General features: G+C 51.1%; 18 protein-coding genes, 6 pseudogenes and 1 riboswitch. Of the genes and pseudogenes, 14 read left to right on the forward strand and 10 right to left on the reverse strand.

The window, feature by feature from the left end:
- Nucleotides 1-94: 94 nt before the first annotated feature.
- Entirely contained in the window at nt 95-799 is a 705-nt protein-coding gene (locus JCM17471_RS09215) for a hypothetical protein (RefSeq protein WP_054777643.1), read from the forward strand.
- Here JCM17471_RS09215 and JCM17471_RS09220 read toward each other — a convergent pair.
- On the reverse strand, nt 737-1,375 hold the full coding sequence (locus JCM17471_RS09220; RefSeq protein ID WP_156321665.1) for a bifunctional transcriptional activator/DNA repair enzyme AdaA: 639 nt from the start codon (nt 1,373-1,375) through the stop codon (nt 737-739). The two genes, JCM17471_RS09215 and JCM17471_RS09220, sit on opposite strands and share 63 nt — an antisense overlap.
- Nucleotides 1,376-1,467: 92 nt before the next feature.
- On the opposite strand from JCM17471_RS09220, the gene JCM17471_RS09225 reads away from it, so the two are divergent.
- Nucleotides 1,468-1,956 (forward strand): methylated-DNA--[protein]-cysteine S-methyltransferase, encoded by a 489-nt coding sequence (locus JCM17471_RS09225; RefSeq protein WP_054777644.1) that lies wholly within the window; start codon nt 1,468-1,470, stop codon nt 1,954-1,956.
- A gap of 365 nt (nt 1,957-2,321) precedes the next feature.
- On the opposite strand, the gene JCM17471_RS09230 is transcribed toward JCM17471_RS09225, so the two are convergent.
- From JCM17471_RS09230 to JCM17471_RS09240, 3 genes are all read right to left on the reverse strand, one after another.
- Nucleotides 2,322-3,680 carry a DUF2252 domain-containing protein gene (locus tag JCM17471_RS09230; RefSeq protein ID WP_054777645.1) on the reverse strand — a complete coding sequence of 453 codons (1,359 nt, stop codon included), beginning with the start codon at nt 3,678-3,680 and terminating at the stop codon, nt 2,322-2,324.
- Nucleotides 3,681-3,743: 63 nt separating this feature from the next.
- Nucleotides 3,744-4,397, reverse strand: coding sequence for a potassium channel family protein (locus JCM17471_RS09235; RefSeq protein WP_054777646.1), 654 nt, complete (start codon nt 4,395-4,397; stop codon nt 3,744-3,746).
- Between the two features lie 4 nt (nt 4,398-4,401).
- Nucleotides 4,402-5,790: a TrkH family potassium uptake protein gene (locus JCM17471_RS09240; RefSeq protein WP_054777647.1), complete on the reverse strand. Its 1,389-nt coding sequence runs from the start codon at nt 5,788-5,790 to the stop codon at nt 4,402-4,404.
- A gap of 96 nt (nt 5,791-5,886) precedes the next feature.
- Here JCM17471_RS09240 and JCM17471_RS09245 point away from each other — a divergent pair, with 96 nt between their 5' ends.
- The gene (locus JCM17471_RS09245; protein WP_054777648.1) at nt 5,887-6,405 is read left to right on the forward strand and encodes a transcription repressor NadR; all 519 of its coding nucleotides are present in this window, start codon (nt 5,887-5,889) and stop codon (nt 6,403-6,405) included.
- Between the two features lie 579 nt (nt 6,406-6,984).
- Nucleotides 6,985-8,176 (forward strand): annotated as a pseudogene (locus tag JCM17471_RS09250) (MFS transporter).
- A 315-nt stretch (nt 8,177-8,491) separates the two neighbouring features.
- On the opposite strand, the gene dapB reads toward JCM17471_RS09250, so the two are convergent.
- From dapB to lysA, 5 genes and pseudogenes are all read right to left on the reverse strand, one after another.
- Nucleotides 8,492-9,247 carry a 4-hydroxy-tetrahydrodipicolinate reductase gene (gene dapB, locus JCM17471_RS09255; RefSeq protein WP_054777649.1) on the reverse strand — a complete coding sequence of 252 codons (756 nt, stop codon included), beginning with the start codon at nt 9,245-9,247 and terminating at the stop codon, nt 8,492-8,494.
- Nucleotides 9,244-10,145, reverse strand: a pseudogene (gene dapA, locus JCM17471_RS09260) (4-hydroxy-tetrahydrodipicolinate synthase). The gene dapB and the pseudogene dapA overlap by 4 nt, the downstream one beginning before the upstream one ends.
- Nucleotides 10,142-11,286, reverse strand: a pseudogene (locus JCM17471_RS09265) (N-acetyldiaminopimelate deacetylase). Before JCM17471_RS09265 ends, dapA begins: the two co-directional pseudogenes overlap by 4 nt.
- 4 nt (nt 11,287-11,290) lie before the next feature.
- Nucleotides 11,291-12,000 (reverse strand): annotated as a pseudogene (dapD, locus tag JCM17471_RS09270) (2,3,4,5-tetrahydropyridine-2,6-dicarboxylate N-acetyltransferase).
- An 18-nt stretch (nt 12,001-12,018) separates the two neighbouring features.
- Complete coding sequence (gene lysA / locus JCM17471_RS09275; protein WP_054777650.1) at nt 12,019-13,311, reverse strand: diaminopimelate decarboxylase; 1,293 nt, start codon at nt 13,309-13,311, stop codon at nt 12,019-12,021.
- Nucleotides 13,312-13,418: 107 nt separating this feature from the next.
- A riboswitch (Lysine riboswitch) is annotated at nt 13,419-13,596 on the reverse strand.
- Nucleotides 13,597-13,774: 178 nt separating this feature from the next.
- On the opposite strand from lysA, the gene JCM17471_RS09280 reads away from it, so the two are divergent.
- The 5 genes and pseudogenes from JCM17471_RS09280 to rplI all read left to right on the forward strand — a co-directional run bounded on the left by JCM17471_RS09280 (nt 13,775) and on the right by rplI (nt 19,830).
- Nucleotides 13,775-15,127, forward strand: a complete 1,353-nt coding sequence (locus JCM17471_RS09280; protein WP_054777651.1) for an aspartate kinase — start codon at nt 13,775-13,777, stop codon at nt 15,125-15,127.
- Between the two features lie 2 nt (nt 15,128-15,129).
- Nucleotides 15,130-16,095, forward strand: a complete 966-nt coding sequence (dapF, locus tag JCM17471_RS09285) for a diaminopimelate epimerase (RefSeq protein WP_054777652.1) — start codon at nt 15,130-15,132, stop codon at nt 16,093-16,095.
- A gap of 11 nt (nt 16,096-16,106) precedes the next feature.
- The gene (locus JCM17471_RS09290; protein WP_054777653.1) at nt 16,107-17,150 is read left to right on the forward strand and encodes an aspartate-semialdehyde dehydrogenase; all 1,044 of its coding nucleotides are present in this window, start codon (nt 16,107-16,109) and stop codon (nt 17,148-17,150) included.
- 204 nt (nt 17,151-17,354) lie between these two features.
- Nucleotides 17,355-19,360: pseudogene (locus JCM17471_RS09295) on the forward strand (DHH family phosphoesterase).
- Between the two features lie 18 nt (nt 19,361-19,378).
- Nucleotides 19,379-19,830: pseudogene (rplI, locus tag JCM17471_RS09300) on the forward strand (50S ribosomal protein L9).
- 185 nt (nt 19,831-20,015) lie between these two features.
- Here the strand turns inward: rplI and JCM17471_RS09305 are convergent.
- Nucleotides 20,016-20,438, reverse strand: coding sequence for a VOC family protein (locus JCM17471_RS09305; RefSeq protein ID WP_054777655.1), 423 nt, complete (start codon nt 20,436-20,438; stop codon nt 20,016-20,018).
- A 256-nt stretch (nt 20,439-20,694) separates the two neighbouring features.
- Here JCM17471_RS09305 and dnaB point away from each other — a divergent pair, with 256 nt between their 5' ends.
- The 5 genes from dnaB to JCM17471_RS09330 all read left to right on the forward strand — a co-directional run bounded on the left by dnaB (nt 20,695) and on the right by JCM17471_RS09330 (nt 26,575).
- Nucleotides 20,695-22,092: a replicative DNA helicase gene (gene dnaB, locus JCM17471_RS09310; RefSeq protein WP_054777656.1), complete on the forward strand. Its 1,398-nt coding sequence runs from the start codon at nt 20,695-20,697 to the stop codon at nt 22,090-22,092.
- A 43-nt stretch (nt 22,093-22,135) separates the two neighbouring features.
- Nucleotides 22,136-23,296: a hypothetical protein gene (locus JCM17471_RS09315; protein WP_054777678.1), complete on the forward strand. Its 1,161-nt coding sequence runs from the start codon at nt 22,136-22,138 to the stop codon at nt 23,294-23,296.
- Between the two features lie 172 nt (nt 23,297-23,468).
- Nucleotides 23,469-24,761 (forward strand): adenylosuccinate synthase, encoded by a 1,293-nt coding sequence (locus JCM17471_RS09320; RefSeq protein WP_054777657.1) that lies wholly within the window; start codon nt 23,469-23,471, stop codon nt 24,759-24,761.
- A gap of 360 nt (nt 24,762-25,121) precedes the next feature.
- On the forward strand, nt 25,122-25,865 hold the full coding sequence (locus JCM17471_RS09325; RefSeq protein WP_054777658.1) for a helix-turn-helix domain-containing protein: 744 nt from the start codon (nt 25,122-25,124) through the stop codon (nt 25,863-25,865).
- On the forward strand, nt 25,760-26,575 hold the full coding sequence (locus JCM17471_RS09330) for a hypothetical protein (protein WP_156321666.1): 816 nt from the start codon (nt 25,760-25,762) through the stop codon (nt 26,573-26,575). Before JCM17471_RS09325 ends, JCM17471_RS09330 begins: the two co-directional genes overlap by 106 nt.
- The last annotated feature ends 64 nt before the right edge of the window (nt 26,576-26,639 follow it).

Consider the following 26,639-nt stretch of genomic DNA (forward strand, 5'->3'; position numbering starts at 1 on the left):
AAAAGACCTCAACTGCAGTGATGCGGCTGAGGTCTTTTTGTGTGCAAACCAGGTATTTGGGGTGTACGCTAATGCCAACATGGGAGGTAGACGAATGAAAAAGAAACTCTTAGGGTGGCAATTGGGTATTGTCTGGGCGCTTGTTTGGGGTATCGTCATGCTGGGTTATGTGGTTGTGATGGCGCGTGTGACCAAACCGGATGTTTGGACTGGTGGTCTCCTGATACCGAGTACGCAAACATCGCCAACGGGATTTACCGTTGGCTGGCTCAGTGGATTTGTGGGCTTTGCGCTTGTCAGTGCCTTCTTTATCACAAGGCGCACGGTAGATACCGCGACAAAAGGCTATCTGTTCAGTGACTTATTGGGCTCCTTTGGCTTAACTTACGCGGTCTTCACCGCTTTTGTTGTCGGTAGTGCGCTGATTTATCCGCAAACGGGCTTATCTTGGCCAACACAACACTGGTTTGGCATTGTGATTGTCGTGGCCGTGTGGTTAGCGATGATGGCGCTTGGTTTGTTGTTTGGCCTCTACATGCTCTCAATCATTGCCAGTTATCGGCGCATTCGCAGTGGGAGTTATCTCTTGATCATTCCCATCGCATTATTAGGATTGCAGCGACTGGTTTATCTCAATAACTGGGCGATTCAGTTTCCAGGTGGCACGTATCGGATCTACGCGCTACATCCCACCTTGTTTCTACCATGGTGGTTGATTCTCATCGCCATTGTCCTGTTATTCGCTGGTGTGGTCTGGTTGACCAAATACGCCGCAACTCGATTTGAACGAGCACAATAAAAAGCTGAGCCAACACTCGATAAGAGTGGGCTCAGCTTTATTTTGTTTACGATATTCTCGCGGGCTCATGCCGGTGTGCTGCTTGAATTGCGTGCTGAAGTAAGTCGCACTGAGACCAATGCGTGCGGCAATTTGATGGATTGCCAGTCTTGTCGTGGTCAACAATTCTTTGGCGTGTGCTATTCGAATCGTGATTAAGTGCGCCATCACAGTCATGCCTGTGGTCTTGGTGTAGACGTGTTCGAGATAAGAAGGCGACCCGTGCACAAGTGTGGCAATTGTGTTGAGATCGAGTGCTTCCGCGTAATGCGCCTCGAGAACGGCGTTAATTTCCGCTACCCAGGTTTCAGCACTCACTTGTTGCCCAGTAGGCCGACATCGTTTGCACGGCCTGAAACCGGCTGTGAGGGCCTCATCGGTTGTATCAAAAATTACGATATGGTCGCGATTGGGTAACCGCGAGGCACATGATGGCCGGCAGAAGATGCCGGTACTGGTCACGCCGTAGAAAAATTGGCCGTCAAACGTGGCATCATTGGTGGCAATCGCCGTTAATTGCATGTCAGTCGGATGCATGAGCTCACCTCGGATGAGAAAACCAGATTCTGAAACTTTACCTAGACTGTTTTTGTTAAAATAAAGCCATCAATCAAACGGAGGTTCAAGTGATGGCACTGTATTATGGACAACTCACATGGCATAAGCAAGCAATGTTTCTGGTGAGCAGCGAGCGCGGCCTCGTTTTTGTGGGGACGCCCAGCAAACCGCTCAACGAAATCGATGCGTTCTTCAAAGACATCAGTCTGGTTCACGATCAAACGCGTGTGCAAGCCGCCGCTGATCAGTTGCAGCAGTATTTTGATGGCCACGAAACACTCGATATTCCCGTCGACTTCATCAGTGGGACACCGCTTCAACAGCAAGTTTGGCGCACGCTACAACAGATTCCTCGGGGAACCACGTGGACGTACAGTCAATTGGCTGACGCTGTGGGTAAACCCCAAGCGGTGCGGGCGGTTGCGAGCGCTGTGGGCAAGAATCCCATCACGGTAGTTGTGCCGTGCCATCGCATTATCCGTAAAAATGGCGACATCGGGCAATACCGCAGTGGTGTGGCGATGAAGCGGACGTTGTTGACGATGGAGGGGGCGATATAACGCGCTCCAATCCCCAACAATCTCCGTCTAACGGGCTTTTCGCACATGGCACAGAACGCCATGTCCATCAAAGCTCGTTAGTACTCGATTGCTAACCGGGGCTTGTCGCGCTCTGTCGTGTTTTAAACGCGCTCACCCACACTGCCTGTTCCGCCTAACCTAACTAGCGCCAATTGCACAACCCGCAATTCTAGCGCTAGTCCCGTTAGTGCTCACAGTCACCCGTGTGGGTTCGCACTCTGTCGCGCTCTAAACGCGCTCACAAAGGCAAGACACTCCGGTTAGCTCAGCTTTGCCGAATCCATAACCCGGATTCTGTCAAAGCCAGCGCTAATCCTCGTGTCTTAACCGCCTTTACTCGCGCTCTAAATCTCTTTATTACTCAAGGCCTCCACGAAGCGCTGATAGTCCTTTTGCACCTGTTGGGTATAATCCCGCACCCAGGTGGTCACAGCGTCGTCAAAGGTGTCTTTTTTGCCGAGATAACCCGCAATCAGTGGTAGGGTTGGACTCTGTGCATGTGATGAGGCGAGAAGGTAGGCACAACTCTTAGCGTAGGTCTGGAAGTTCTCCCAAGAGAGGCTAGTGAGTTCAATACTTTCCTTCATGTCCCGGAATTGGCGCACATAATAGCTGTGCTCATCAAGCGTGAAGTAACCGAGGAAAGGATCGGAAGCTTTTTGCAGAATCTTTTGAGCATCGATAATCCGCTGGCCTTCAGTGACTTCTTGGCTCCGAGTCAATTCGTGGTGTGGGGTGAAGAAGCGGCGATTTGGCAAGGCTTCTTTGACCTGTAAGACCAAATGACTCTGATCGTTACTGGTCAGTAAGACCAAGTAACAGCGCGTGCCAAAGCTGCCGACACCCACACTGTGGCGGATGATATCGGTGACGTGATAGTTAGAGAGCAACAGATTGATATCGGCGCGCGTGGTTTTGCGATACATATTGATGCCCGCGTGAATCTCTTGATAATTCTTCTCACTCAAGTGAATGGACTTAGGTGGTAGGTCGCGGAAAATAGTGTGGCCCATTTTGTCCGTGGTAGTGAACTTGTCGACCACGTTCTCGGAATTGTGGCGCATGGCCTTGCTGATGACGGGTTGTAGGAATTCAGCCGCATCGGGACTCGCATCGAGCTGATCGAGCAGGGTTTTGACTTCACTTGAAATATAGAAGCGATCCAGCGTGGATAGCTCATTGTTGCTGCGAATCCCTTCGCGGTAAACCTCGGCGGATTCGGTGACCAGCTGCAGGAGGTCTTCGGTTTCAAAGCCGTTGAGCTGTCCCGCTAATACGATACTAGTCAGTAGGCGCTTGACGTCGAATTCAAAACTCGCGACACCGACTTCATCAAAATCATTGAGATCAAATAATAATTGGCGTTCAGGCGAAGCGTAGAACCCGAAGTTCCCGATGTGGGCGTCACCGGATGCGACGACCGGGATGTCCGCTTGTTTTTGCGCCGCGAGATCCTCGGCCATCAGTTCAGCGGTGCCGCGGAAGAAAGCAAAGGATGACGCCGCCATTCGTTCGTGACGCATGGGAATCAACTCTGCAATCAGAGCTGATTCGACCTGCTTAATCGGTTCGAGTGGATCGCGGGTCGGTACCGTGAATTCAGCTAGTTGTGCGATTGGTTGTGATTGGCGATGTAGCTTGCCGTCTTTTGTGAGTGTATCGTGACTCTGATCGACGTGTAGTTGCGTGAGATCAAATGCCATGTGAAAGCCCCCTTTAATTGTTCCCATTATAAGCAACAATACCAATTAATGCGGGTTTGACGCTCACTTGGGCGTGGTGTCGTCCTGTTCGATCACAATCAACACGTCATTGGCCTGCAAAATTGTGGTGGGTTTGACGGGAATAGTCACGTGGTCATCGCGAATCATGGCCAGAATATTGATGTGAGCTTCTTGGCGAATGTTAGCTTCAGCGATGGTTTGATTGACCCATTTGGCATCGGGGTGCATCTCGGTGATCGAAATACCATTAGCCTGATCCAGGAAGTCCAAAATATTGGGGTTGACCAGGCTTTTGGCGACCTTGGCCCCCATCTCAACTTCCGGCAAAATCACTTGATCGGCTCCGATGCGGTACAGAATCTTGGCTTGGCGCTTGTCCAATGCCTTGACCACAATCCGTGCGGTGCCTTTTTCTTTGGCCATCATGGTCGCCATAATCGCGGCCTCAAAGTCTTCACCCATCGCAAAAACGGCGACGTCAAAATCGCCAATCCCGATGCGATCGAGCACGTCCTCATCGCTTGCGTCACCAGTGACCGCGTGATCGACGGTATCGATAATTTCGTTGACCTTATTCATATCCTTATCCACGACGAGCAACTCGACGTCATAGGTGGCTAGGTTCTTCACCAGACTGGTGCCGAAGCGTCCCAGTCCAAAAATCACAAAGCTGTGTGCCTGCATTTCTTTTGTCATAGTTTTACCCCACAATAATATTTTCTTCTGGATAGTCGATGTGATGGTCGGTGTGTAAGCGGCCATTGAGTGCAATCGCCACCGTCATCGGGGAGAGTCGGCCAATGAACATACAGAGCGCCAAGACGATTTTGCCGACAGGGGAGAGCGTTGGCGTCATACCGGTTGTGACCCCCACGGTACCGGCCGCGCTGGAGGTTTCAAAAATCAGGTCCAGGATCTGCGGATGAAATGGATTGTTGGCCTCACTAAAGTGTAAAATGAGGACCGTGAGTAAGACCAAAATCGCTAATGTGCCTGAAATGGCGAGCGCTTTTTGAAGTGCCTCGAGTGGCAACCGGCGATTAAAAATCACGAGGTTGCGTTCACCGCGTAAGGCAGAAATCACAGCGACGAACAACACGGCCAAGCTGATGGTCTTGATCCCGCCGGCGGTACTGGCGGGTGAGCCCCCGATGAACATTAAGGTGCTACCAATCAGTTTCGCGTAGTCGGTGAGTCCGCCCTGGTTCAGGCTATCGAATCCGGCCGTGCGCAGGGTGACCGATTCGAACGTGGCATTGAGCAACTTATTGAGCGGGGAAAGTGGGCCCAAGGTCTTGGGATTGTTCCATTCCAACCCCAAAAAGATGACGATGCCAAAGAGGAAGAGACCGGCTGAAGTGACGAGCACGAGCTTGGTATGTAAGGAGAGGTGTGTCAGTCGCCGCGAGAGCCGAAACTGCCGCTGCTTGAAGAAGATGCTGAGTTCGTGCAAGACCGTGAACCCGAGGCCACCCAAGAGAATGAGAAGCATGAGCACGATGAGGAGTGGACCATTGGTTTGGAACTCGACCAGGCTGTTGTGGCCGATGATGTCAAAACCGGCGTTACAAAAGGCTGATATGGCGTGGAAAATCCCGTAACCCACCGATTGCAGGAAGGTGTAGTGGAAGTCGCCAAAATAGAAAATGAGTGTCAGTAAGATGGCACCGATACCTTCAATGATGGCGGAATATTTGAGGACTCGGCGGACCAATTTGACCATACCACCGACCGAACTCTGGTTGAAGCTGGTCTGAATCGTGGTGCGATTGCGCAGGCTGATGCGTTGCCGCAGCAGGGTCATCAGCCCGGTAGCGACCGTCATGAAGCCGAGTCCGCCCAGTTGAATCAGCGTAATGATGACGATTTTGCCGAACAGGGTCCAGTGGGTCATGGTGTTGACAACGACAAGGCCGGTCACACAGTTAGCGGAAGTCGCGGTGAACAGCGCATCGATAAACCCGATACTCTGGCCAGATTGGCTGGCAATCGGTAGACTGAGTAAACACGCTCCGATCAGAATCATGGCCGCAAAACTCAACAGAATCAATTGCGGCGCGGTGGGATGACGCAACGAGGATAAGGCCATAGGTTTCCCCTCTTTCTTAGTGTGGCATGGTAAGCATGCGTTACCACTAATGTACCCAACTCAATGCTTAGTTGCAAAATAAATGGAGGATACAAGATGTCGACAAGTCATGAACGACAATTACAGATCAAAGCCATATTGAAAACAGCGGATGAGGCGATCAGCGCCACTCATTTTGCCAAACAGTTCTCAGTCAGCCGTCAAACGATTGTGGGGGATGTAGCCTTGTTGCGGGCACAGGGTGAGGCGATTATCGCGACACCGCAGGGCTATCAGTATCAGGCGGAACCCGAAACGACCACGACGATTGTATGCAAGCACACACCAGAAGAGATGCTGGCGGAACTTGAAATCATGATCGAGTATGGCGCCACTGTGCGCGATGTCAGTGTGGATCATCCTGTCTACGGTCAGCTGAAGGGACAATTGATGCTCAGCAGCATCAGCGATGTCAAATTGTTTGCGCACCGCGTGAAGCAGGAACAGGCGCATCTCTTATCGGAGCTGACAGGTGGCATTCATCTGCACACAATCAGCTTGCGTGACCCGGAACAGTTGCCGGCGTTGTTGCAAGCACTGCAGGAAGCGGGTTTCTTGTACTCAGGAGAAAATTAAATTAGAGCGCAAGCCCACACGGTTTTGGCTGTGAGCACTAACGGGCCTAGCGAAGCAATCGTGGGTTTTGACGATTGTCGCTAGGCTGGTTAAGCGGAACAGGCAGTGTGGGCGAGCGCGTTTAGAGTGTGACGAGCCCCGGGTAGCAATCGAGTACTAACGGGCTTTGAGGCCCATGGCGGTCTATACCATGTACGAAAAGCGAGTTAGACGGAGATTGTTGGGGCTTGGACCACGTTTAATCTAAAAATAGCGAAAAAAGGTTGTGAAATCTCGCAGCCTTTTTTTATGTGACGAATTGTCAAATCAAGTGCAACGTTTGACCATAAAAGACTTCATGTGGTGTTTTCCAGCCTAAGACCTTGCGAGGACGATGAGTCTTTTTTTATGTTCTTACAGGTGTTGTACTTGAAGTGTAAATTCGTCGTACCAATTATTGTGATAACAACTCAAAAACATATACCAATAGCTATAAAACACATCAATTGGAACGCCGCTTGACAATTACAGCCAAATGGCGTGAACTAGGAGTTACCGTTTAGGGTGTCAAGACACCTAGCTAGGAAAAATTTGGGGGTGATCGGTGTGCAACAAACAGCACCGAAGAAATTATTGGTTGTATCGGGATTGGCGTGGCTTTTTGATGCCATGGATGTGGGCTTACTCGCTTTTGTCATCGCAGCATTGAAGACAGAGTGGCAATTAACGCCTGGTCAGATGGGATGGATTGGTAGTGTCAGTTCAATCGGGATGGCGGTTGGCGCGATTTTCTTCGGAATTTTAGCTGACCGCATTGGCCGCAAAGATGTGTTGATTTTTACGCTGTTGCTCTTCTCCGTCGGGGCAGGGTTATCCGCGTTTGCGACAGGCTACACGATTTTCTTAGTGATTCGATTCTTCGTTGGCGCGGGATTGGGCGGTGAATTGCCCGTCGCCTCAACATTGGTGTCGGAACAAGTGGCGCCAGAACATCGCGGGCGCATGGTCGTGCTGCTGGAGAGCTTCTGGGCGGGTGGCTGGTTATTGGCCGCCATCATCGCTTATCTCGTGATGCCAACGTGGGGCTGGCGTGTCGCTGTGTTGGGTTCTGCACTCACGGCACTCTACGCGCTTTACCTACGCTACGGCTTACACGAAGCACCACACGCGAGCGGCCAGCGGCAATCTGTTGGGCAAAGTCTACGTCAGTTATGGCAGCCCACTTATTGGCGGGCGACGCTGATGCTATGGATTGTGTGGTTCATGGTTGTGTTCTCTTATTACGGCATGTTCCTCTGGCTACCGAGCGTCATGGTGCTCAAGGGCTTCACCATGATCAACAGTTTTGGGTACACGTTACTGATGACCATCGCGCAGCTGCCGGGTTATTTTGTTGCCGCGTGGTTGATTGAAAAATGGGGTCGCAAGTCAGTCTTGGTTTGGTTCTTGCTGGGGACAGCTGCGAGTGCCATCGCATTTGGCCTGGCCAACAATACGGCAATGCTGCTAACAGCGGGGAGTCTATTGTCCTTCTTCAACCTGGGGGCATGGGGCGCACTGTACGCGTACTCACCAGAACAATATTCCGCAGTGATCCGGGCCCAGTGGTAGTGGGATTGCCGCTGGGGTGGGTCGAATTGGCGGTATCTTAGGGCCGCTGTTGGTCGGTTCGCTGGTCGCACAAGGTGTCAGTCTGCCACTGATTTTTGGTATTTTTGCTGGCGCGATTGTGATTGCCGTTGTTGCGATCATTACGCTAGGTCGCGAAACAATGGGTGTGCCGCTGGAGTAAGCACCGCAATTGAAAATAGCTGTCCTAAACCGATAGTGGTTTGGGACAGCTATTTTTGTGTTTTGGCGGCACTGTTGGGTTAAACGCGCTCCAAAAGGCAAAACATTCCGGTTAGCGCATCTTTGACGAACCCATAGACCGGATTCTGCCAAAGATTTTGCTAATCCTCATGTTTTAACCGCCTTTTGTCACGCTCTAAACGCGCTCCAATCCCCAACAATCTCCGCCTAACTCACTTTTCGCACATGGCCAAAACTGCCATGTCGCTCAAAGTCCGTTAGTGCTCGATTGCTACCCAGGGCTTGTCGCGCTCTGTCACAGCACCTTATCTAATCCGATTTGTAGTTCATTCAATGTGGCGACCTTGCGTGTTGCCAACAAGACACCAGTCATAAAGCTGGAACGATCCATCGTGTCCTGGCGAATGGTGAGCAGCTCGCCACTTCCGCCAAACAGGACTTCCTCGTGGGCTAATAGTCCGGGCAACCGCACCGCATGTACGGGCACATCATCGATATCGGCACCGCGGGCCTCGTTGTGCACTGTGGGTTGGGGTGCGTTCTGACGCGATTTTGCAATCAGATGTGCGGTAGCACTGGCCGTCCCGGATGGTGCATCGGGTTTGTCACCGTGATGGTATTCGATGACCTCAGCATCCGGAAAATATTGCGCAGCTTCCTGAGCGAACTTCATCAGTAAGACAGCGCTCAAGCCAAAATTAGGCACAATTAAGCCGCCCAGATGTGCGGTGACGGCTTGCTGTTGTAACTCTTGTTGTTGCTGTGGCGTCAAACCGCTGGTACCAATAATGGGGTGAATCCCGTGTTGAATCGCGAGTACCGCATTGTGGTAGGCTGCTTCAACGGTCGTAAAATCGATCCAAACATCGGCCGCTGTGACGTCCACATCAGTGGTCCACAATGCAACATCATCAGGCAGCTGAGTCATATCGGCTGTCGTGGCATGCGGATCAAAAACGGCGACGAGCTTCATATCAGCTTGATTGCGGACAGTTTGTACCGTGGCTTGTCCCATGGCGCCGCGGAAACCGGCAATAACAACGTTAATCATGCTGTGACTCCTTCCTTAATCTGGTCGAGTGTGGCGACATCGAGTAATTGCGCCAGTTGGGTTTGTTGGGCTTCGGTGAGTGGTAAAAGCGGCAGGCGAGGCACACCCGTTGAGAAACCTTGGGCATTCAATACCGCTTTGACTGGTGCGGGTGACGGCCAAGCGAACAGGGCGGCCATTTTGGGTAACAACCACTGTTGGAGGTGTGCCACTTGCGTGAGATCACCGGTTTTGAGTGCCTGATAGGCGGCCTGCATGGTGTCACCGTAGAGATGGCTGGCGACCGAAATTACACCATCGGCACCTAGTGTCGCCGCGGTAATGAATTGTTCGTCCTCGCCGGTCCAAACGATAAAATCATCGGGGGTGCCGGCGATAATCGCACTGAGTTCTGGCAGTGAGCCGCACTGTTTGATGCCCGCAATGTTCTCATGTTCGGCGAGCGTGATGACAGTTTCTGGGATCATGGTCACGCCGGTACGACCGGGAATGTTGTACAGCACAAGTGGCAGGGGGCTCGTGTCGGCGATGGCCGTGAAGTGGGCCACCATGCCTGCCTGGTCGGGTTTGTTGTAGTAGGGCACCACGGTCAATAAGGCATCGATACCCGCGATTTGGCCAACTTGCTGTGCCATTTCAATGGTGGCGACAGTATTATTGCTACCGACATTGGCAATCACGGGCACACGACCATTAACGAATGTCGCGAAATGTTCGTACAGCGTGATTTTTCGGTGTCAGTGAGGGTCGGTCCTTCGCCGGTGGTACCACCGATGACAAAACCGCGGCTGCCGTGATTCAATAAGGCTTCGGTGAGCTGTTCTAAGGCAGCGTAATCGATATGGTTTTGGGTATCAAATGGGGTCACGATGGCGGTAATGAGATTCGTTGCTTTCATGAGCGACTTCCTTTCTGCATGCGATGGGTGAGGTAACCGATCATCGCGTTGACGGCGGGTTGCAGCGCGTGTTCATCCGGATTGAAGGTACTGGTGTGAAGCTCGGTCGTGTCTCCCACGCCCAGCCAAAACATGGTGCCTGGAATGTGGTGGAGTAAATAACCGAAGTCTTCGCCCGTCATCACGGGTTCAGTGCGTTCAAAATCCACAGGTGCTGTTTGCATGTAGGTGATGAAGTCTTGTGTGATCGCTGCATCGTTGACGACGGGATAATAGCCGCCTTGTTCCAGCGTCACATGGACGTCACAGTTATAGCTTTTGGCAATGCCACTCGCGAGTTCCTGGATGCGTTGCTTCAAATAGGCGATGTCCTCTTGGGTGAAGCCCCGCAGCGTACCTTCGAGATGCGCGGCGCCGGCGATGACATTGCGAATCGTGCCCGCTTCAAACTTGCCGATGGTGATGACCGCACTGGCCGTGGGTGCAATATTGCGCGCGACAATGCTCTGTAGTTGTGTCACGAACGCGGAAGCCGCGACCACCATGTCGTTGGCGGCCTGCGGAAACGCCGCATGTCCGGTGCGACCGGTGAAGTCGATCGTGATTTCGCTGGTCCCCGCAAAGAGGGTACCGATGCGCGTGGCGATGGTGCCAGCGGGTAAGTTGGGGCGGTCATGCAGACCATAGAGTTCATCGATGTGCCAATCACCGGTAAAGCGTCGGCGTCATACGCGATTTTGCCACCGCTGTGACTCTCTTCAGCGGGTTGAAAGAAGAAAATCAGATTGTCCTTGGGTTGATGTGTCGCAAAATGCGCCAAAATTCCCAGAGCGACGGTCATATGTAAATCGTGCCCGCATGCGTGACTGATGCCCGCATGTGTGGAACTGAACGGCAGCTCAGTGGTTTCATCAACGGGCAGGGCGTCCATATCAGCGCGGTAACCCAGTGTTTGCGTCGGCTGACTACCCGTGATGTGAACCAAAATCGCGGTGGGCAAAACTTTAATCGTCCGCACGGTTAGCCAGGTCTGTGGTAGTTGGGCGATGACCTGCAATAAGTAGTCATGTGTTTCTGTTTCATTCAGCGCAAGCTCTGGGATTTGATGAAGATCGCGTCGTGTTTGAATCAAATCAATCATCTGCTCACAGCTTTCTCAAATCATCGACGAGTTCAGTCTTAGCGCTGGTCTTGGCGTTGACCGCTTTGATGACGCGGGCGGGAACGCCAGCGACAACGGTGTGTGCAGGCACGTCTTCAGTGACGACCGCACCAGCCGCGACCACGGCACCTTGCCCGACGTGAATGCCTTCCAGCACGACCGCATTCGCACCGACACCACGTCATCGTCAATGACGACGGGGGGTTGCCGAAGGTGGTTCCACCACACCGGCTAACACGGTACCCGCACCGATGTGACAACGCGCACCGACTTGGACACGGCCGCCTAAGACGACACCCATATCAATCATGGTCTTATCACCAATTTCGACACCGATGTTGATGATGGCACCCATCATGATAACGGCTTGATTGCCGATGGTGACGGGATTTCTGATGATGGCACCAGGTTCAATGCGCGCATTCACGGGTTTGATATCCAATAGCGGCACACCGGTGTTGCGCCCATCTGTTTTGACCACTTGATCACTGATCTGGTCAGCGTGAGCCGTCAAAACGGGTTCAATCAACGCCCAATCACCGATAACGGTGCCGGTATGCGTTTCAAGAAAAACATGAACGGTGTCAGGAAAATAATATCAGCGAGATCACCCTTGAGATAAACGGTCACAGGGGTGGTCTTTTTGGCGTTGGCAATGCTATCGATAATGGCTTGTGAGCTGAGTGTGGACATAAGTTGACCTACTTTCTTCTATAGATAGGATTGATCCAGATGAATCAGATCGGCAAAAGTTTCACGTGAAACAACAATTTTGGCTTGGCCATTCTCCACAAAGACAACGGCCGGTCGTGGATTGCGATTGTAATTGGAGGCCATGGCATACCCGTAGGCGCCTGTGGCACAGACCGCGACGATATCACCGGGATGGGTGGTGGGAAGCGGCTGCCGATCGATCAGAATATCGCCCGATTCACAGTACTTGCCGACCAGGTGCACGGTCTCTGTTGCTGGTGCCTGTGGGGCACTGGCGAGGACCGCTTCATACTTGGCCTGATAGAGTGCGGGACGAATATTGTCACCCATACCGCCATCGACGGCGACGTAGGGCAGTAATCCGGGCACGTCTTTGCGACTGCCAATGGTGTAAAGCGAGTAGCCAGCTGGGCCGACGATGGCGCGCCCCGGTTCAATCCAAATCTGTGGCAGGGACATCTGTAGGGCCGTGCTGTCAGCTTTGGCCGCTTCGACAATCGCTTGGACAAAGGCTTCCGGTGGCAGTGGATCGTCATCTTTGGTATAGGCAATCCCGAAGCCGCCACCGACATTGAGTACTTCTGGGGTGAAATCAAAGGTCTGTGCCCAATCGGCGAGCAGTGACATCAACTTGTGAGTGACCGCGATGAAGCCTTCCAGTGCAAAAATTTGGGAACCGATATGCGCGTGAATACCACGAAGATTCAGGTACGGTGCCTGCATCGCCTGTGCCACCGCCGCTGTCGCCTGATTGGAATCAAGGTCGAAACCGAACTTGCTGTCGACTTGACCGGTCTGATCGTACTCGTGCGTATGCGCGCTGATACCGGGCGTGATGCGCAATAGAATATCGACGGGTTGCTGACGCGCCGTCGTCAGGTGATCGAGTAGGGCGAGTTCGTGGAAATTATCCACGATGATGGTGCCGACATGCGCGTCCAGTGCCATGACCAATTCGGCTTCACTCTTGTTATTACCGTGGAAGCTGACGTGTGGCATGGGAAACTGAGCCGCAATCGCCGTGGTGAGTTCGCCACCAGACACGACATCGATGTGCGCGTTGAGCTGCTGCATCACTTGATACATCGCGATGCTCGCGAATGCCTTTGAGGCGTAACTGACGATGCCGTCAACATGCGCGGTTTCAAAAACGTGTTGGAAGGCGCGTACCTGCTGTCGAATTTGGGCCACATCGTAAACGACGAGTGGCGTTTGATAGTCGGCTGCGAGTGTGAGGGCATCGGCACCACCGATTTCGAGGTGTCCAGCGTGATTGGTTGGTAATGACATGGCGAACTCCTTTCGAGGTGGGAGACGCAGGCCGAAACACCAAAAAGGGATCCTCTTGGTTTCAGCCTGACGCGAAACAAAGAGAATCCCTGTGGAAGAAATTCGGAATGTTTGATAGCGCCCCGCCAACTGAATTGGCGACAGTGCAAGATCTATTCGACCTTGTCCCAACAACCCGGCGTCCACGCGCAAGATTGTTTCGGCGATCTTCCCTTTTGCACCGGGTCAACGTGTTGTGGACACTAACCGGTGGGACTGATGTTAATCGCAACCTCTATCTGATTTTTAACCAGTCTATAATTTTAGCTAACGAATGTCAAATAATTTTTGACGCTTTTATTACTATGAGATGCCGTAAAATCGGGACGAAATGACAAATTTTAACGCTTGAAGTCCGTCAGATGTGTGCTAAACTGCGTGATTAAATCATCAAATTCTCATTTTAGACTTTGGAGGGACAGTTATGCGGGTCGTCAAATTCGGAGGCACATCGCTTTCAACCGGAGAACAATTCGAGCGCGTGAGTCAGATTATGCAGGCAAATCCTGAGCGGCAGGTGGTCGTCACCAGTGCACCAGGCAAACGCTTCAAACAAGACATCAAGGTGACCGATCTCTTGATTCAAGCCGCAAAAAATTGCGACGTGTTACCAGACATTGTGGCTCGCTATCAGGCCATCGCGAATTATTTTAACCTAGACCAATCTGTTATTGATTGGATTGAGAGTCAACTAGACCAATTATCTCGAGAGATGGTTTCGAGGTCACAACATCTGGCGAATTTTAAGGCCCAAGGTGAACGCTTCAGTGCTTACCTGCTGACAGCCGTACTCAAATCACAGGGGACTGACGCGACTTTCGTTGAACCCGCCACACTCGGATTGGTCGTCAGCGGTGAAAGCGATGATGCCCAGATTGATCCGGTGACCTATCGCAATCTCGCGGCCTTCCAGCGACCACGAGGCATTATGGTGGTGCCGGGCTTCTATGCAACCACGGCGGCAGGTGATATCGCGACATTTTCCCGCGGTGGTTCCGACATCACAGGTGCGATTCTCGCCAAAGGCTTCGGTGCCGAGCGTTATGAGAACTTCACCGATGTTGATGGCGTGTATGCCGCCGATCCACGTGTGGTTAATCAGCCGCAGCCTATCGCGACCATGACGTATCGCGAGTTGCGGGAGCTGTCGTATGGTGGCTTCGGGGTCTTCCATGATGAGGCGATTATTCCGGCCATTGAAGGCCAGATCCCCATCAATTTGAAGAACACCAATGCGCCGCAGCTGCCGGGCACGATGATTGTGCCGGAAGCGGGATTCGAGGCGCGGCACGCGATTACGGGGATTGTGAGCGCGGATCACTTCAGTGCCATTTATCTGCATCGTTACCTGCTCAACAAGGAGACGGGGCTCACGCTCAAGCTGCTCGAGCTGCTGTATCACTATCACTTGAGTTACGAGCACATGCCCAGCGGCATCGATGACCTCACACTGATTTTGGATGATACACAGCTGGATGCGGCCACCAAAACAGCGCTGTGTGCGGATATCAAACGGGTCTTACAACCCGATGTGCTGGAATGGATCGATGACTACGCGATCATCATGGTGGTCGGTGAAGGCATGGCGGCACACACCAGCTTGATTCAGACAATCCTGCAACCACTGGCGGCCGAACACATTCATGTGTCGATGATCAATCAGGGTGCCTCACAGATTTCACTGATGCTGGGTACCGATCAAAAAGATGCCGCACGCGCCGTTCAAGCGATTTATCGCACCTTCTTTATTCCCGTTAATCAACGATTGGAGGCTTAACAATGAGTGACTTATATCGTGTTCACGGTTCGGAGAATCAATTCTATTTGTTAGATCAAACGCAACTACAGGCGGCATTGACGCCAGAAGAACAACAGCAGCTCGCCATTGAATTGGCCCAGCGCGAGCATGTCGATGGCCTCTTAGTCGTCGATGAGAGTGACAGTGCGCTGGGTAAGATGACGGTGGTCAATGCGGACGGTAGCCTGGCCAAGATGTGCGGTAATGGGCTGCGCACCGTGGCGCGGTACCTGAGTGAACAGCAGCATCAACGTGATTTTGCGGTGACGACAGCGCTCAAGGACTTGAGTGTGGCGCAGCAACCGGATCTCGCACCAGGCGTTCCGGCATTTGCGGTGGAAATCGCACCGGTCAGTTTCGACCCCACCGCCTTGCCGTTCACACCAGCTCTGAGCGAGACACCGATTATTGATCAAGTGCTGCCCGCGCTGCATCCCAGCCTCCATTTCACCGCTGTTGCCGTCCCCAATCCGCATTTGATTGCGCAGGTGACGCGGGAACAGATGGCGAGTCCACTGTTGCAGACCTTGGGTGAACAGCTCAATACCAGCAATCCCTATTTTCCAGAAGGGGTCAACGTGAGCTTTGCCGTTCAGTTGGCACCCAATGAATTGTTTGTCCGTACCTACGAACGCGGCGTTGGTTTCACCAATGCGTGTGGCACAGGGATGGCGGCGACCACACTCGCATTGAGTCAGACGAAAGCCGATGTGGCCATGAATCAATTGGTCTCGGTCTACAACCCAGGCGGCATGGTCAAGACGTGGGTGCACCACGATGATACGGGATTTTGGATCGATCTCATCGGTAACGCCACCGTCATGGCGCACGCGACAATCGATGAAGACGCGCTACATCGCGGGCAATGGCGGGATGTCACGATTGAAGCCACACCAGAACAAGCGGCCTATGAACAGTTTGTGGCCACACTACCACGGGAATTTTAGGAGGAGAGCACATGTATCGAATTGCAGTTGTGGGCGCAACAGGCGCCGTTGGGACCAGAATGTTAGCCATGTTGGTGGAAAGCACCTTGCCGATTGAAGAAGTCGTCGCGTTAGCATCGAGCCGCTCGGCAGGTAAGCAGGTGCGTTACGGGGATCAGTTGCTCACGGTCCAAACACTGACAGCAGATTCGTTTGCCGGCATCGATATCGCCTTATTTTCCGCGGGCGGGGCCGTGTCAAAGCGGTTTGCCCCTATCGCGGTCGAAGCGGGTGCTATCGTGATCGATAACACCAGTGCCTTTCGCATGGATCCCAACGTGCCGCTGGTTGTGCCCGAGGTGAATGCGCAGGCGTTGACGACACACCACGGCATTATCGCAAATCCGAATTGTTCGACAATCCAAATGGTGGTGGGCTTAGAACCGATTCGCCAACGGTTTGGTTTGGAGCGCATCATCGTCTCGACCTATCAGGCCGCTTCTGGGGCGGGCCAACAAGCGCTAAATGAATTGATGCGAGAAACCCAGGCCGTGCTGGACAACAAAGATTCCGAACCCGCGATTTTGCCAGTCGCAGGCGAAGCACATCACTATCCCATCGCCTTCAATCCGATTCCCCAAATCGATGTGTTTGAAGCGGATGGTTACACGCATGAGGAGTGGAAAATGATTCACGAAACCAAGAAGATTATGTTAGGTGACATGGACGCCGCCGCGCTCAAGGTGACGGCAACCTGTGTTCGTGTGCCCGTGCCGATTGCGCATTCCGAAGCCGTTTATTTTGAGGTCAGTGACAAGAATGCAACGGCGGATCAATTGCGGGATGCACTGACAGGGGCACACGGCGTGGTGGTTCAAGACGATCCCGCGCAACAACTCTATCCACAAGCGCGCAATGCGGTTGGGTCAAAGGCGACCTATGTGGGCCGTATTCGGCCGGATCAGGAGGTTGCGGGTGCCTTTCATATGTGGAATGTGTCCGACAATCTATTGAAGGGCGCCGCCTGGAACAGCGTGCAGATTGCGGAAACCATGATGGACATGAACTTGCTATAAATATAGAAGCGCACACAAAGAGAGCTGTGATTCAGTTGATCACGGCTCTTTTTGTGTCTTCACATGCACCGTCCATAAGCCGGTATTCGTGCATTTTAGCAGTGTGGTAAAATAGATAAGAATAACTTAAATTCAAACTGGGGTTAGTCCCTGACTGAACCCATATCTCATGTTAGAGCACAGTTTGCGAAAGAGAGTTTGATAATGAAAAATTTAATTGCGCGAATCAAGTTACCGGCGTTTCTTGAGGATCTCCGCTTGCGGTACATTTCGATTGTGATGGTACTGCTCACGCTGGCCGGCATCACCGTCGGCTTCTTCATTCGCCCTTGGCTGGCGTTAGTGTTATTGCTACTTTTAGTCGGTATCATGGTGACGAGCTTCTATGAACTTGAAACCATCACCAAGAACACGAATCAGTACATTTCGGATTTATCGTATCGCATCAAACGTGGTGAACAAGAAGCATTGATCAAGATGCCTGTGGGGATTTTGATTTATGACAAGTCCTTGAATATCGAGTGGATGAATCCTTATCTGCAACAGTATTTTGATAATACCGAGCTGCTGGGCAAACCCCTTGATGTTATCGATGCTGAGCTGGCTGATCTGATCAAGTCAAACCAAGACACTGGTGAGACCAAGATTGTGCATTGGGGCGAGCATCAATTCGAAATCATCGTTCAAAAGAGTATCGGTGTGGTCTATCTGATGGACGTGACGCGTTACGCGGCGATTGAAGAAAAAGCCGAAGAGGAACGCCTCGCTATCGGCCAAATCTTCTTAGATAACTACGATGAAATCACGCAGAGCTTGGACGATCAGGTGGTTTCAAACCTGAATAATTACGTCACCAATCAATTGACGGATTGGGCCAATCAGTTCGGCATGTTCCTCAAGCGAGTGGATGACGATCATTTTATCGTGATTGCCTATGTGCGGGCGTAACCGCATTGCAAAACGACAAGTTCAAGATCTTGGATGTCATTCGTCAAGACACGTCCAAGCAGAATTATCCGTTGACCCTGTCCGTTGGGATTGCGTACGGCGATGAAGATCTCGCCCAGCTGGCCTTAACGTCACAATCCAATTTGGACTTGGCGTTAGGTCGGGGTGGTGACCAAGTGGTGGTCAAGTCAAAGGACGGCCAAGCGCGTTTCTATGGCGGGAAGACCAACCCAATGGAAAAGCGGACCCGGGTTCGAGCGCGGATGATTTCGCAAGCCTTACAAGAATTGTTCAAGCAAACCGACACGGTCTTTGTTGTCGGACACAGTCGGCCTGACATGGATGCGATTGGGGCATCGATGGGAATTCGGCGGATTGCGCAGATGAATGGCATTGATTGTCGCATCGTAGTTGATCCCGAGAACTTGCATTCAGACGTCGAACGCCTAATGGAAGCCACGGCGAATGATCCTGAATTGGCCAATGCCATTATCACACCGGAAGCGGCAGTCGCTGCCGCAACCGATCAGAGCATGATTGTGATGGTCGACCACAGTAAGCCTTCCATTACAGCGGCACCCGATTTGTATGAGAAGTTATCGTCACGGGCCGTGATTATCGATCACCATCGTCGCGGTGAAGAATTCCCAGACAATCCCATGCTGGTTTACATCGAACCTTATGCGAGCTCAACGTGTGAGTTAATTACCGAAATGTTTGAGTATCAACCAACCGGCGTACCTGCCATCAACAAGCTGGAAGCAACGGCGATGTTAGCTGGGATTACGGTCGACACCAAGTCATTCTCACTGCGTACCGGGACGCGGACATTCGATGCTGCGAGCTACTTGCGGTCGATGGGTGCCAACGCCTTGATGATTCAGAACCTCTTGAAGGAAAATGTTGATAGCTACATTCAAAAGAATCATTTGATTGATACGATTGAAATGGTCGCAACAGGTATGGCATTATGTACTGGAGAAGATGATCGCATTTATGATCCAGTGATTGCCGCTCAGGCCGCTGACAGTTTGTTGTCACTGAGTGGGATTGAAGCCGGATATGTGATCACACGTCGCAGCGAGGATCAAATCGGGATCTCTGCGCGCAGTCTAGGCGACATCAATGTGCAAGTGGTCATGGAACGCTTAGGCGGCGGTGGTCACTTGAGCAATGCGGCCACGCAGATTAAGGACCATAGCGTTGCAGAAGCGAAGCAGATGCTGATCGATGCGATTCAAGCGGTGGCAGAAGAAGATTAACGAAAGAAGGACACACACATGAAGGTTATTTTTACAGAAGCGTCCGTGGTAAAGGCAAGCGCGGTGAAGTGAAGGAAGTACCAGATGGTTACGCTCAGAACTTCTTGATCAAGAACGGCAAAGCCAAGCTGGCAACGGCGCAAGCAATGAGCCAATTAGCTGGTCAACAACGTGCCGAAGAAAAGAAGGACGAAGAGGCACTCGAAAATGCCAAAGCGCTGAAGGCTAAGATTGAAGACGACAAGACTGTCGTTGAAATTCAATCAAAGGCCGGTGAAGATAGCCGCTTGTTTGGTTCCATTCCTAGCAAGCAAATTGCGCAAGCCTTAGAAAAGCAATACCAAATCAAGGTTGATAAGCGCAAGATTGACTTACCAGAACCAATTCGTGCTTTGGGCTACCGCAATGTGCCCGTTAACCTGTACAGCAACGTGGATGCAACGATTCGTGTCCACATCACAGCACAATAAAAAGAGCAAAAGAGCGTGACCCCACACGCTTTGGCTGTGAGCACTAACGGAACTAGCGCAACAATTGCGGTTTGTGCAATTGGCGCTAGTTGGGTTAGGCGGAACAGGCAGTGTGGGTGAGCGCGTTTACAATTAAAATAGCTGAGACCAACTTAAAGCGGTTGGTCTCAGCTATTTTAATTTCTTTACTCTCCACTTTCCGGCATATTCATCCACGATACCGACAAAATATTACCGTCGGGATCGGTGACTTCCAGCTCGTACATCTGCGATTCTGGAATCCCCATCTCAACGTGATAGTAGTCGCCACCGTTTTGCTTGGCTGTCTCAGCAAATGCTTTGACGGCATCGATGCTTTCAAGGGCAAAGGCTGTCATCGTGCCACTGACCTGCGTGGTGTCAGCTAGCGTGTGCTGTTTCAGGAACTTCTTGTAAAAGTCATGCGTCAGTAACATCACATAGATATCCTGGCTCCAGACCATGGAACTAGCATTCTCATCGGAGAACATGGGATTCTTGGTGAAGCCCAAAGCCTCGTAAAATTTGGTTGCCCGTGCCAGATCAGCGACGGGCAGATTAACAAAGACCATTTTTGCATTATGAACCATCCTTTGTTTGACGTGTGCGCCAAAAGACTGAACAGAACCGACTGAATGATGCCTCAAGCCTAACAGTCGCGACGACGGCCAAGCAACTAAAATGCTTGAAAATAAGGCGCAAAATATTTCCATCTGGCTGTGTGCCAGTGGTCGCGTTATTCCACTGGTTAAAGGAGTCAGTGGGCGGTTGTCCCAAAGGTCAAACTTCGTTAAATGGTAAGTTAGAACTATGCGCACAGATTGTGAGCACGAAAGGAAGCTAGCAATGGATAATGAGTTGATTGAGCGACAACAGCCGCAAAACATTGAAGCAGAGCAGGCCATTCTAGGTGGGATTTTCTTGCGACCAGACACATTGGTTGAGGCCCAAGAATTTATCACCGCGGATGACTTCTATCGGCGCGCCCATCGGTTGATTTTTCAGGCCATGGTCGACTTGTCGGATCGCAGTGACGCCATTGATCCATTGACCGTGCAGGAGTATTTGGATGCGCACGGCCAACTCGATGATGTCGGTGGCACCAGCTATCTGGTCGAATTGGCGGATGCCGTGCCAACCGCAGCCAACGTGGTTTACTATGCCAAGATTGTGGCCGAAAAAGCGCAGTTGCGGCGTTTGATTGGCGCAGCGCAGACCATCGTCGATCGCGGTTACGCGGAACAAGATGATGTGCCGAATCTGCTTGAAACAGCCGAACGGGACATCATGGCGGTCTCTGAGAATCGCAATCAAGCGGGCTTCAAACCGATTCGTGATGTCTTAAACACCGCGATGGAACAGATCGATGCGTTGTACCAAAACGATCAAGAAATCACTGGATTACCAACGGGATTTCGTGACTTAGATAAAATCACAACGGGATTGCATGAAGATGAATTAATTATTTTGGCGGCGCGGCCCGCTGTCGGGAAAACCGCGTTCGTTTTGAATATCGCTCAGAACGTGGGTACCAAGACGGAAAAGAGTGTCGCGGTGTTCAGCCTTGAAATGGGTGCCGAACAGCTGGTCAACCGGATGCTGTGCTCTGAAGGCAGTATCGATGCGAACCATTTGCGGACCGGTCAACTCGATGAAGAGGAATGGCAGAACTTGATTATTGCCATGGGGAGTCTGAGTAAGGCGGAAGTCTACATCGATGATACTCCCGGTGTGCGGATGGCCGAGATTCGGGCCAAATGCCGGCGTCTCGCCAAAGAGCGCGGTAACTTGGGATTGATTATCATTGACTACCTGCAATTGATTGAAGGTAGCGGCCAAGAAAACCGGCAACAGGAAGTTTCCGCGATTTCACGGCAACTCAAGAAGTTAGCCAAGGAACTCCACGTGCCCGTCATTGCGCTGTCCCAGCTGTCTCGTGGCGTTGAACAGCGCCAAGACAAGCGGCCCGTGCTCTCCGATATTCGTGAATCCGGTTCGATTGAACAGGATGCGGACATCGTGGCCTTCTTATATCGTGACGATTACTACCGCGATGCTGAAGGTGACGACGATAATGATTTTGCCCAGAACCAAGCACCCGCAGCTGATCCAGATGATCAAGATGTCGGTGAAGTTGAAGTCATCATTGAGAAAAACCGTTCAGGGGCGCGGGGCACGGTTAAGTTATTGTTTGTGAAGTCGTATAATAAGTTTAGTTCAATCGCGTATGTACCGGGAGGTTAGCGCGATAATCGGAAAAACAAGATTCAAGGAAGGATAGATGACCATGGATGCAATCTTAATGAGCCTCATGGCCGCATTGAATGAGCGGTTGCTTATCAATGTTTATCAACGCGATACGGATGATTTTTATACCGGCTATGTCCAGATTCTTGGCCAAAATAGCGTGATTCTGGCGACGTATAGCGACGCGGGGATCGCCGATGGTTCAGTATTGATTGCGTTTAATGCGATTGATCAAGTCGAATTTGCGGGCGACGATCTCGATAATATGAGTTTCCGCATCGCTGTCGCTGAAGATGAGCACTTCTTGTCGATTCACAATCAAGAAGCGCCGTTGAAGTTCAATCCCAAGACGTCTTTACTGCCACAATTGGCTAAACAGGTGCAAGCCAGCGGCCAAATGGTGATGGTGATTCTGGCGGATGATGATGCCTATCTCGAAGGTCAAATCACAGCGCTGGCGGATGATCGCTTCACGCTAGCGGTGTTCAATAAGTTTAATTACACGGATGTCCGCTACCTGCAGGTCGATTTCTCCGATGTCTTGGTGATTGAATTCCAAGGCCTCGACCTGTATCTGGAAACCCTGCTGGTCAAGCAACGCGATCAACTGAAGCATGTGCGCACGGAGCTCCATCAAAATGATGGCCAGTTGCCCGCAATTTTTCGGGATGCACAGGTCAACCAAGCGGTGGTCTCTGTGATGCCTAAGGACCGCGAAGATCAGTTCTACGTCGGCACGGTGCGCGCCATCAATGATGAAGTGGTGGTGCTCTCACTCAAGGATCGCGCCTCACAATTCGGTGGGTATGCGGTGATTCGTTTCACGGCGATTCAGAGTGTGATTACGGCCTCGGATTATCTCCAAACAATGGCGTTCTATCAGAAGTGGGATGAAGCCAATCATTTCACGCAGCAACCTGTTTTGAACGCGGATCGTGAATTCGAGGGCGGCCCAGACCTGCTACCACAGATCATCAGTGAAGCCGCTAATTTTGGTCAGGTATTGCGCATTCGCATCGCCGGTGAGGATGATCACTTGTTGGGTTATCCGAGCGACGTGAACGATACCACCTTCACACTCAACCTGATTGAGGCAGAAACGGGCGATCAAGTGCCGATTCGTTTCGACCAGATTCTAGAACTAGCATTCGGCCATATCTACTCGTATCTTCAAGAGGCACAGTTGAACAGCCGAGATTAAAATTCGGAATTATGCGTCAAAATAAAAACACGAACATTAATTGTTCGTGTTTTTATTTTTAATTTATATAGATATTCAATAATATTCGGATTTTGCTTGTTTTCAAACTATGGCCTTGGTACAATCATTACTGGCGGTTTGATACTGCACATTGGCGCAAGGAGCGATTCAAATGGGAACAGTAGTAGTTGTTGGAACCCAATGGGGCGATGAAGGTAAAGGTAAGATTACGGATTTCCTGAGTGAGGGTGCACAGATTATCAGTCGCTATCAAGGTGGCGATAACGCGGGGCACACGATTCACAGTGAGGGCCAAGTGTACAAGTTACGTTTGATTCCTTCAGGGATTCTGTATCCTAACCAACTCTCCGTTGTCGGCAACGGGGTCGTGGTCAATCCTAAGAGTTTGGTCGCTGAACTCGCTTATCTCAAGGATAAGGGCGTCGATGGCTCAAACCTGCGCATCTCAGATCGCGCACACGTGATTTTGCCTTACCATATCAAGTTGGATGGCTTACAAGAAGCTGCCAAGGGTGATAACAAGATTGGGACAACCAATCGCGGTATCGGCCCTGCCTACATGGATAAAGCAGCGCGTGTCGGCATTCGGATGGCCGATCTGTTGGAACGCGATACCTTTGCGGAAAAACTCAAAAGCAATCTCGAAGAAAAGAATCGCCAGTTCACCAAGTTATACGATGATGAACCTATGGCGTTCGATGACATTTTTGAAGAATACTATGAATACGGGCAACAACTCAAGCAATACGTGACGGACACATCTGTGATCCTAAACGACGCGATTGATCGCGGCGACCACGTGCTGTTTGAAGGGGCCCAAGGCGTGATGCTCGATATCGATCAGGGGACTTACCCATTCGTCACGTCATCCAATCCTGCCGGCGGTGTCAGCACGGGTTCTGGTGTCGGGGCTTCCCGGATCGATCGCGTGGTCGGTGTGGCCAAAGCTTATACCTCCCGTGTCGGTGATGGGCCATTCCCAACACAATTAGACAACGCGGAAGGGGATTTCATTCGCGATGCTGGTCACGAATATGGTACCGTTACTGGTCGTCCTCGTCGCGTGGGTTGGTTTGATGCCGTGGTGGTTAAGCACGCGCGTCGTGTGGCCGGGATTACAGACCTGTGCCTGAATTCAATCGATGTTTTGACGGGTCTCGATACCGTCAAAATCTGTACTGCTTATGAACGCAATGGCGAAGTGATTTATCACTATCCTGCTTCACTCAAGGAATTGGCTGAATGCAAACCTGTCTACGAAGAATTACCAGGTTGGAAGGAAGATATCACGGCTGCCAAGACACTGGCTGATTTGCCAGAAGCTGCCCGCAACTACGTGAAGCGGATTGCAGAATTAATCGATGTCGATCTGTTGACCTTCTCCGTTGGTCCCGATCGTGAACAGACTAATATCTTGGAAAATGTATGGGATAAGGTACAATAATCAATCCTGTGCTTAAAATAAGAGGCGCCGTGCCAAAACCCACTGGGTTGTGACGCGACGCCTCTTTTTATCGCTTGATTATCAAAATGTGCGTTATTTGAGTAACTATTTGATAAAATTCTTTTGTTTTTTAAACATAGTGACGGAAAAATTGCTAAAATAATTTAGGACACAAAAAATGGCAAGTGCGGCTGACCTTCTGAACGCGAATGCGCCGATCAACTGATACACTTGCGTGGTTTGGCACCGTTACGCAGTATAGCATGTTTGAATAGACATTGACAAGTTATGGGGGAAAGAAATATAACTAATTTGAAGCAATGGCTGCGTGTTTTGGTGCAATATTAGGAGTGTAATCGTATGTTCAAAGCCGCCTTTTTAACCGCCAAAGAAAATTTACAGATGGAATTGATTAGTGAGTTGTGGGAGACGCAACTGCCAATCTCGCTGCAGAATTTGATGTTGAAGCATCAATTATCTAAGAGTGCCTTGCTGCGGCAACTTCATCAGTTGGCACCTTTACTACATCAAGAACAATTAGTGCTCGTCTTTACCAATCAAACGGTCCAGTTGGATCATACCCCCGAGCAATCGTTTCAAATCTTTTATCTGAAGTATTTGCAGAAAACAGATTTGTTCCAGATACTGCGTCTGAGTCTGATGCAGCCGGGCTTGTCCGTGGCTGCGCTCAGCCAACGGTTGCACATGGGGACAGCAACGCTTTACCGGCGCATTCACTATCTGAACCAGTCGATCTTGAACGAGTTTCAGCTGCAGTACCAACAGGGCGAACTCGTGGGGTCTGAGCTCCAGATTCGTTACTTCTACGAGCAGTTCATTTTGGCGTTTGCCCAAGACCAGGTGGGTGATCGCCAGTTGTTTGGTTATACCAACGTGACTGCGGACCAAGATGTCCTGACTGCGATTGAACGTTTCATTCAGGATGATTTGTCGGAGATCAGTCGAGGTAAAATCAGAACACTTTGGCCGTTTATCGCTTGCGACGAAATGCGCGGCAGTGGCCCAATTTCAGCGCCTTTAGTGAGAACCAAACGTTTGCCCGGTTTGCTGAACTGGTGCGCCCAGCACTCAATCGGGCCCTAGGCGAACCGGCCAGTGTGTCGGAATTAGCCGCGTTTTTCTTGTTTGTGATCACGCAATCGATTTTGAATTTCGACCAACCGCAGTACCGACCGCTCTTTGAGGCGTTAGAACGGTCCAATCATCCTATTTGCCGGATGATGAAGCAGTTAGCAATGGATCTGTCACGCCTGAATCGGACTTGGTCGTTTAATGTGATTCGCGATGCGGTGTTCGTGGCGCATTTACGCGCCTATTGGCTACGCGGACATATTATCTCATTCAACCGCTCATCGGGTATCACGGTGCTTTTTCGTCAGTTGAGCCGCAACTATCGATTGGCCAAGAAACTGGTCACCAAGCAACAAACAATTCTTGCGATGAGCGACTCGACCCGAGCGCTGTTGACCTATCAATATGCGCTGGCCTTGCGTGAGTTGCAGCAACAAGCATCTGATCGACTACAAATTGGCGTGGCAATCAATCTGGATCGCTCAGAATCACCCACGGCGTTGCGTTATTTTGAGCAGATTATTTCGCTTTTCTGTCCTGCTGAGATTGAATTGTATACACCGATTCACACGTACGATTTGATTTTGGCGGATCACGAGATTGCCCACAAACAAACATTTATCGTAACCGATGTGCCGCTGGCCGATGATTACATGAACTTGTACCAAAAGGTTGAAGCAATTTACTTTGCACGTTTCATCGATGAAACCGCCATCGACTAAAGCCACGCAATGCGGAAATTGAAATAGAAGCTGTGACAAAAGATGCTTTGAGAATGAAGATTAA

This window comes from Lacticaseibacillus saniviri JCM 17471 = DSM 24301 (genome assembly GCF_001311785.1).
Taxonomy (GTDB): Bacteria; Bacillota; Bacilli; order Lactobacillales; family Lactobacillaceae; genus Lacticaseibacillus; species Lacticaseibacillus saniviri.

Coding starts and splice junctions, on each gene's coding strand:
- JCM17471_RS09240 (WP_054777647.1), bottom strand. CDS start 5,790: ATGGCCTTATCCTCGTTGCGTCATCCCACCGCGCCGCAATTGATTCTG.
- JCM17471_RS09305 (WP_054777655.1), bottom strand. CDS start 20,438: ATGGTTCATAATGCAAAAATGGTCTTTGTTAATCTGCCCGTCGCTGAT.
- dnaB (WP_054777656.1), top strand. CDS start 20,695: ATGGATAATGAGTTGATTGAGCGACAACAGCCGCAAAACATTGAAGCA.
- JCM17471_RS09315 (WP_054777678.1), top strand. CDS start 22,136: ATGGATGCAATCTTAATGAGCCTCATGGCCGCATTGAATGAGCGGTTG.
- JCM17471_RS09320 (WP_054777657.1), top strand. CDS start 23,469: ATGGGAACAGTAGTAGTTGTTGGAACCCAATGGGGCGATGAAGGTAAA.
- JCM17471_RS09280 (WP_054777651.1), top strand. CDS start 13,775: ATGCGGGTCGTCAAATTCGGAGGCACATCGCTTTCAACCGGAGAACAA.
- dapF (WP_054777652.1), top strand. CDS start 15,130: ATGAGTGACTTATATCGTGTTCACGGTTCGGAGAATCAATTCTATTTG.
- JCM17471_RS09235 (WP_054777646.1), bottom strand. CDS start 4,397: ATGACAAAAGAAATGCAGGCACACAGCTTTGTGATTTTTGGACTGGGA.
- JCM17471_RS09225 (WP_054777644.1), top strand. CDS start 1,468: ATGGCACTGTATTATGGACAACTCACATGGCATAAGCAAGCAATGTTT.
- JCM17471_RS09220 (WP_156321665.1), bottom strand. CDS start 1,375: ATGCATCCGACTGACATGCAATTAACGGCGATTGCCACCAATGATGCC.
- JCM17471_RS09325 (WP_054777658.1), top strand. CDS start 25,122: ATGTTCAAAGCCGCCTTTTTAACCGCCAAAGAAAATTTACAGATGGAA.
- JCM17471_RS09230 (WP_054777645.1), bottom strand. CDS start 3,680: ATGGCATTTGATCTCACGCAACTACACGTCGATCAGAGTCACGATACA.
- JCM17471_RS09245 (WP_054777648.1), top strand. CDS start 5,887: ATGTCGACAAGTCATGAACGACAATTACAGATCAAAGCCATATTGAAA.
- JCM17471_RS09215 (WP_054777643.1), top strand. CDS start 95: ATGAAAAAGAAACTCTTAGGGTGGCAATTGGGTATTGTCTGGGCGCTT.
- lysA (WP_054777650.1), bottom strand. CDS start 13,311: ATGTCATTACCAACCAATCACGCTGGACACCTCGAAATCGGTGGTGCC.
- JCM17471_RS09290 (WP_054777653.1), top strand. CDS start 16,107: ATGTATCGAATTGCAGTTGTGGGCGCAACAGGCGCCGTTGGGACCAGA.
- dapB (WP_054777649.1), bottom strand. CDS start 9,247: ATGATTAACGTTGTTATTGCCGGTTTCCGCGGCGCCATGGGACAAGCC.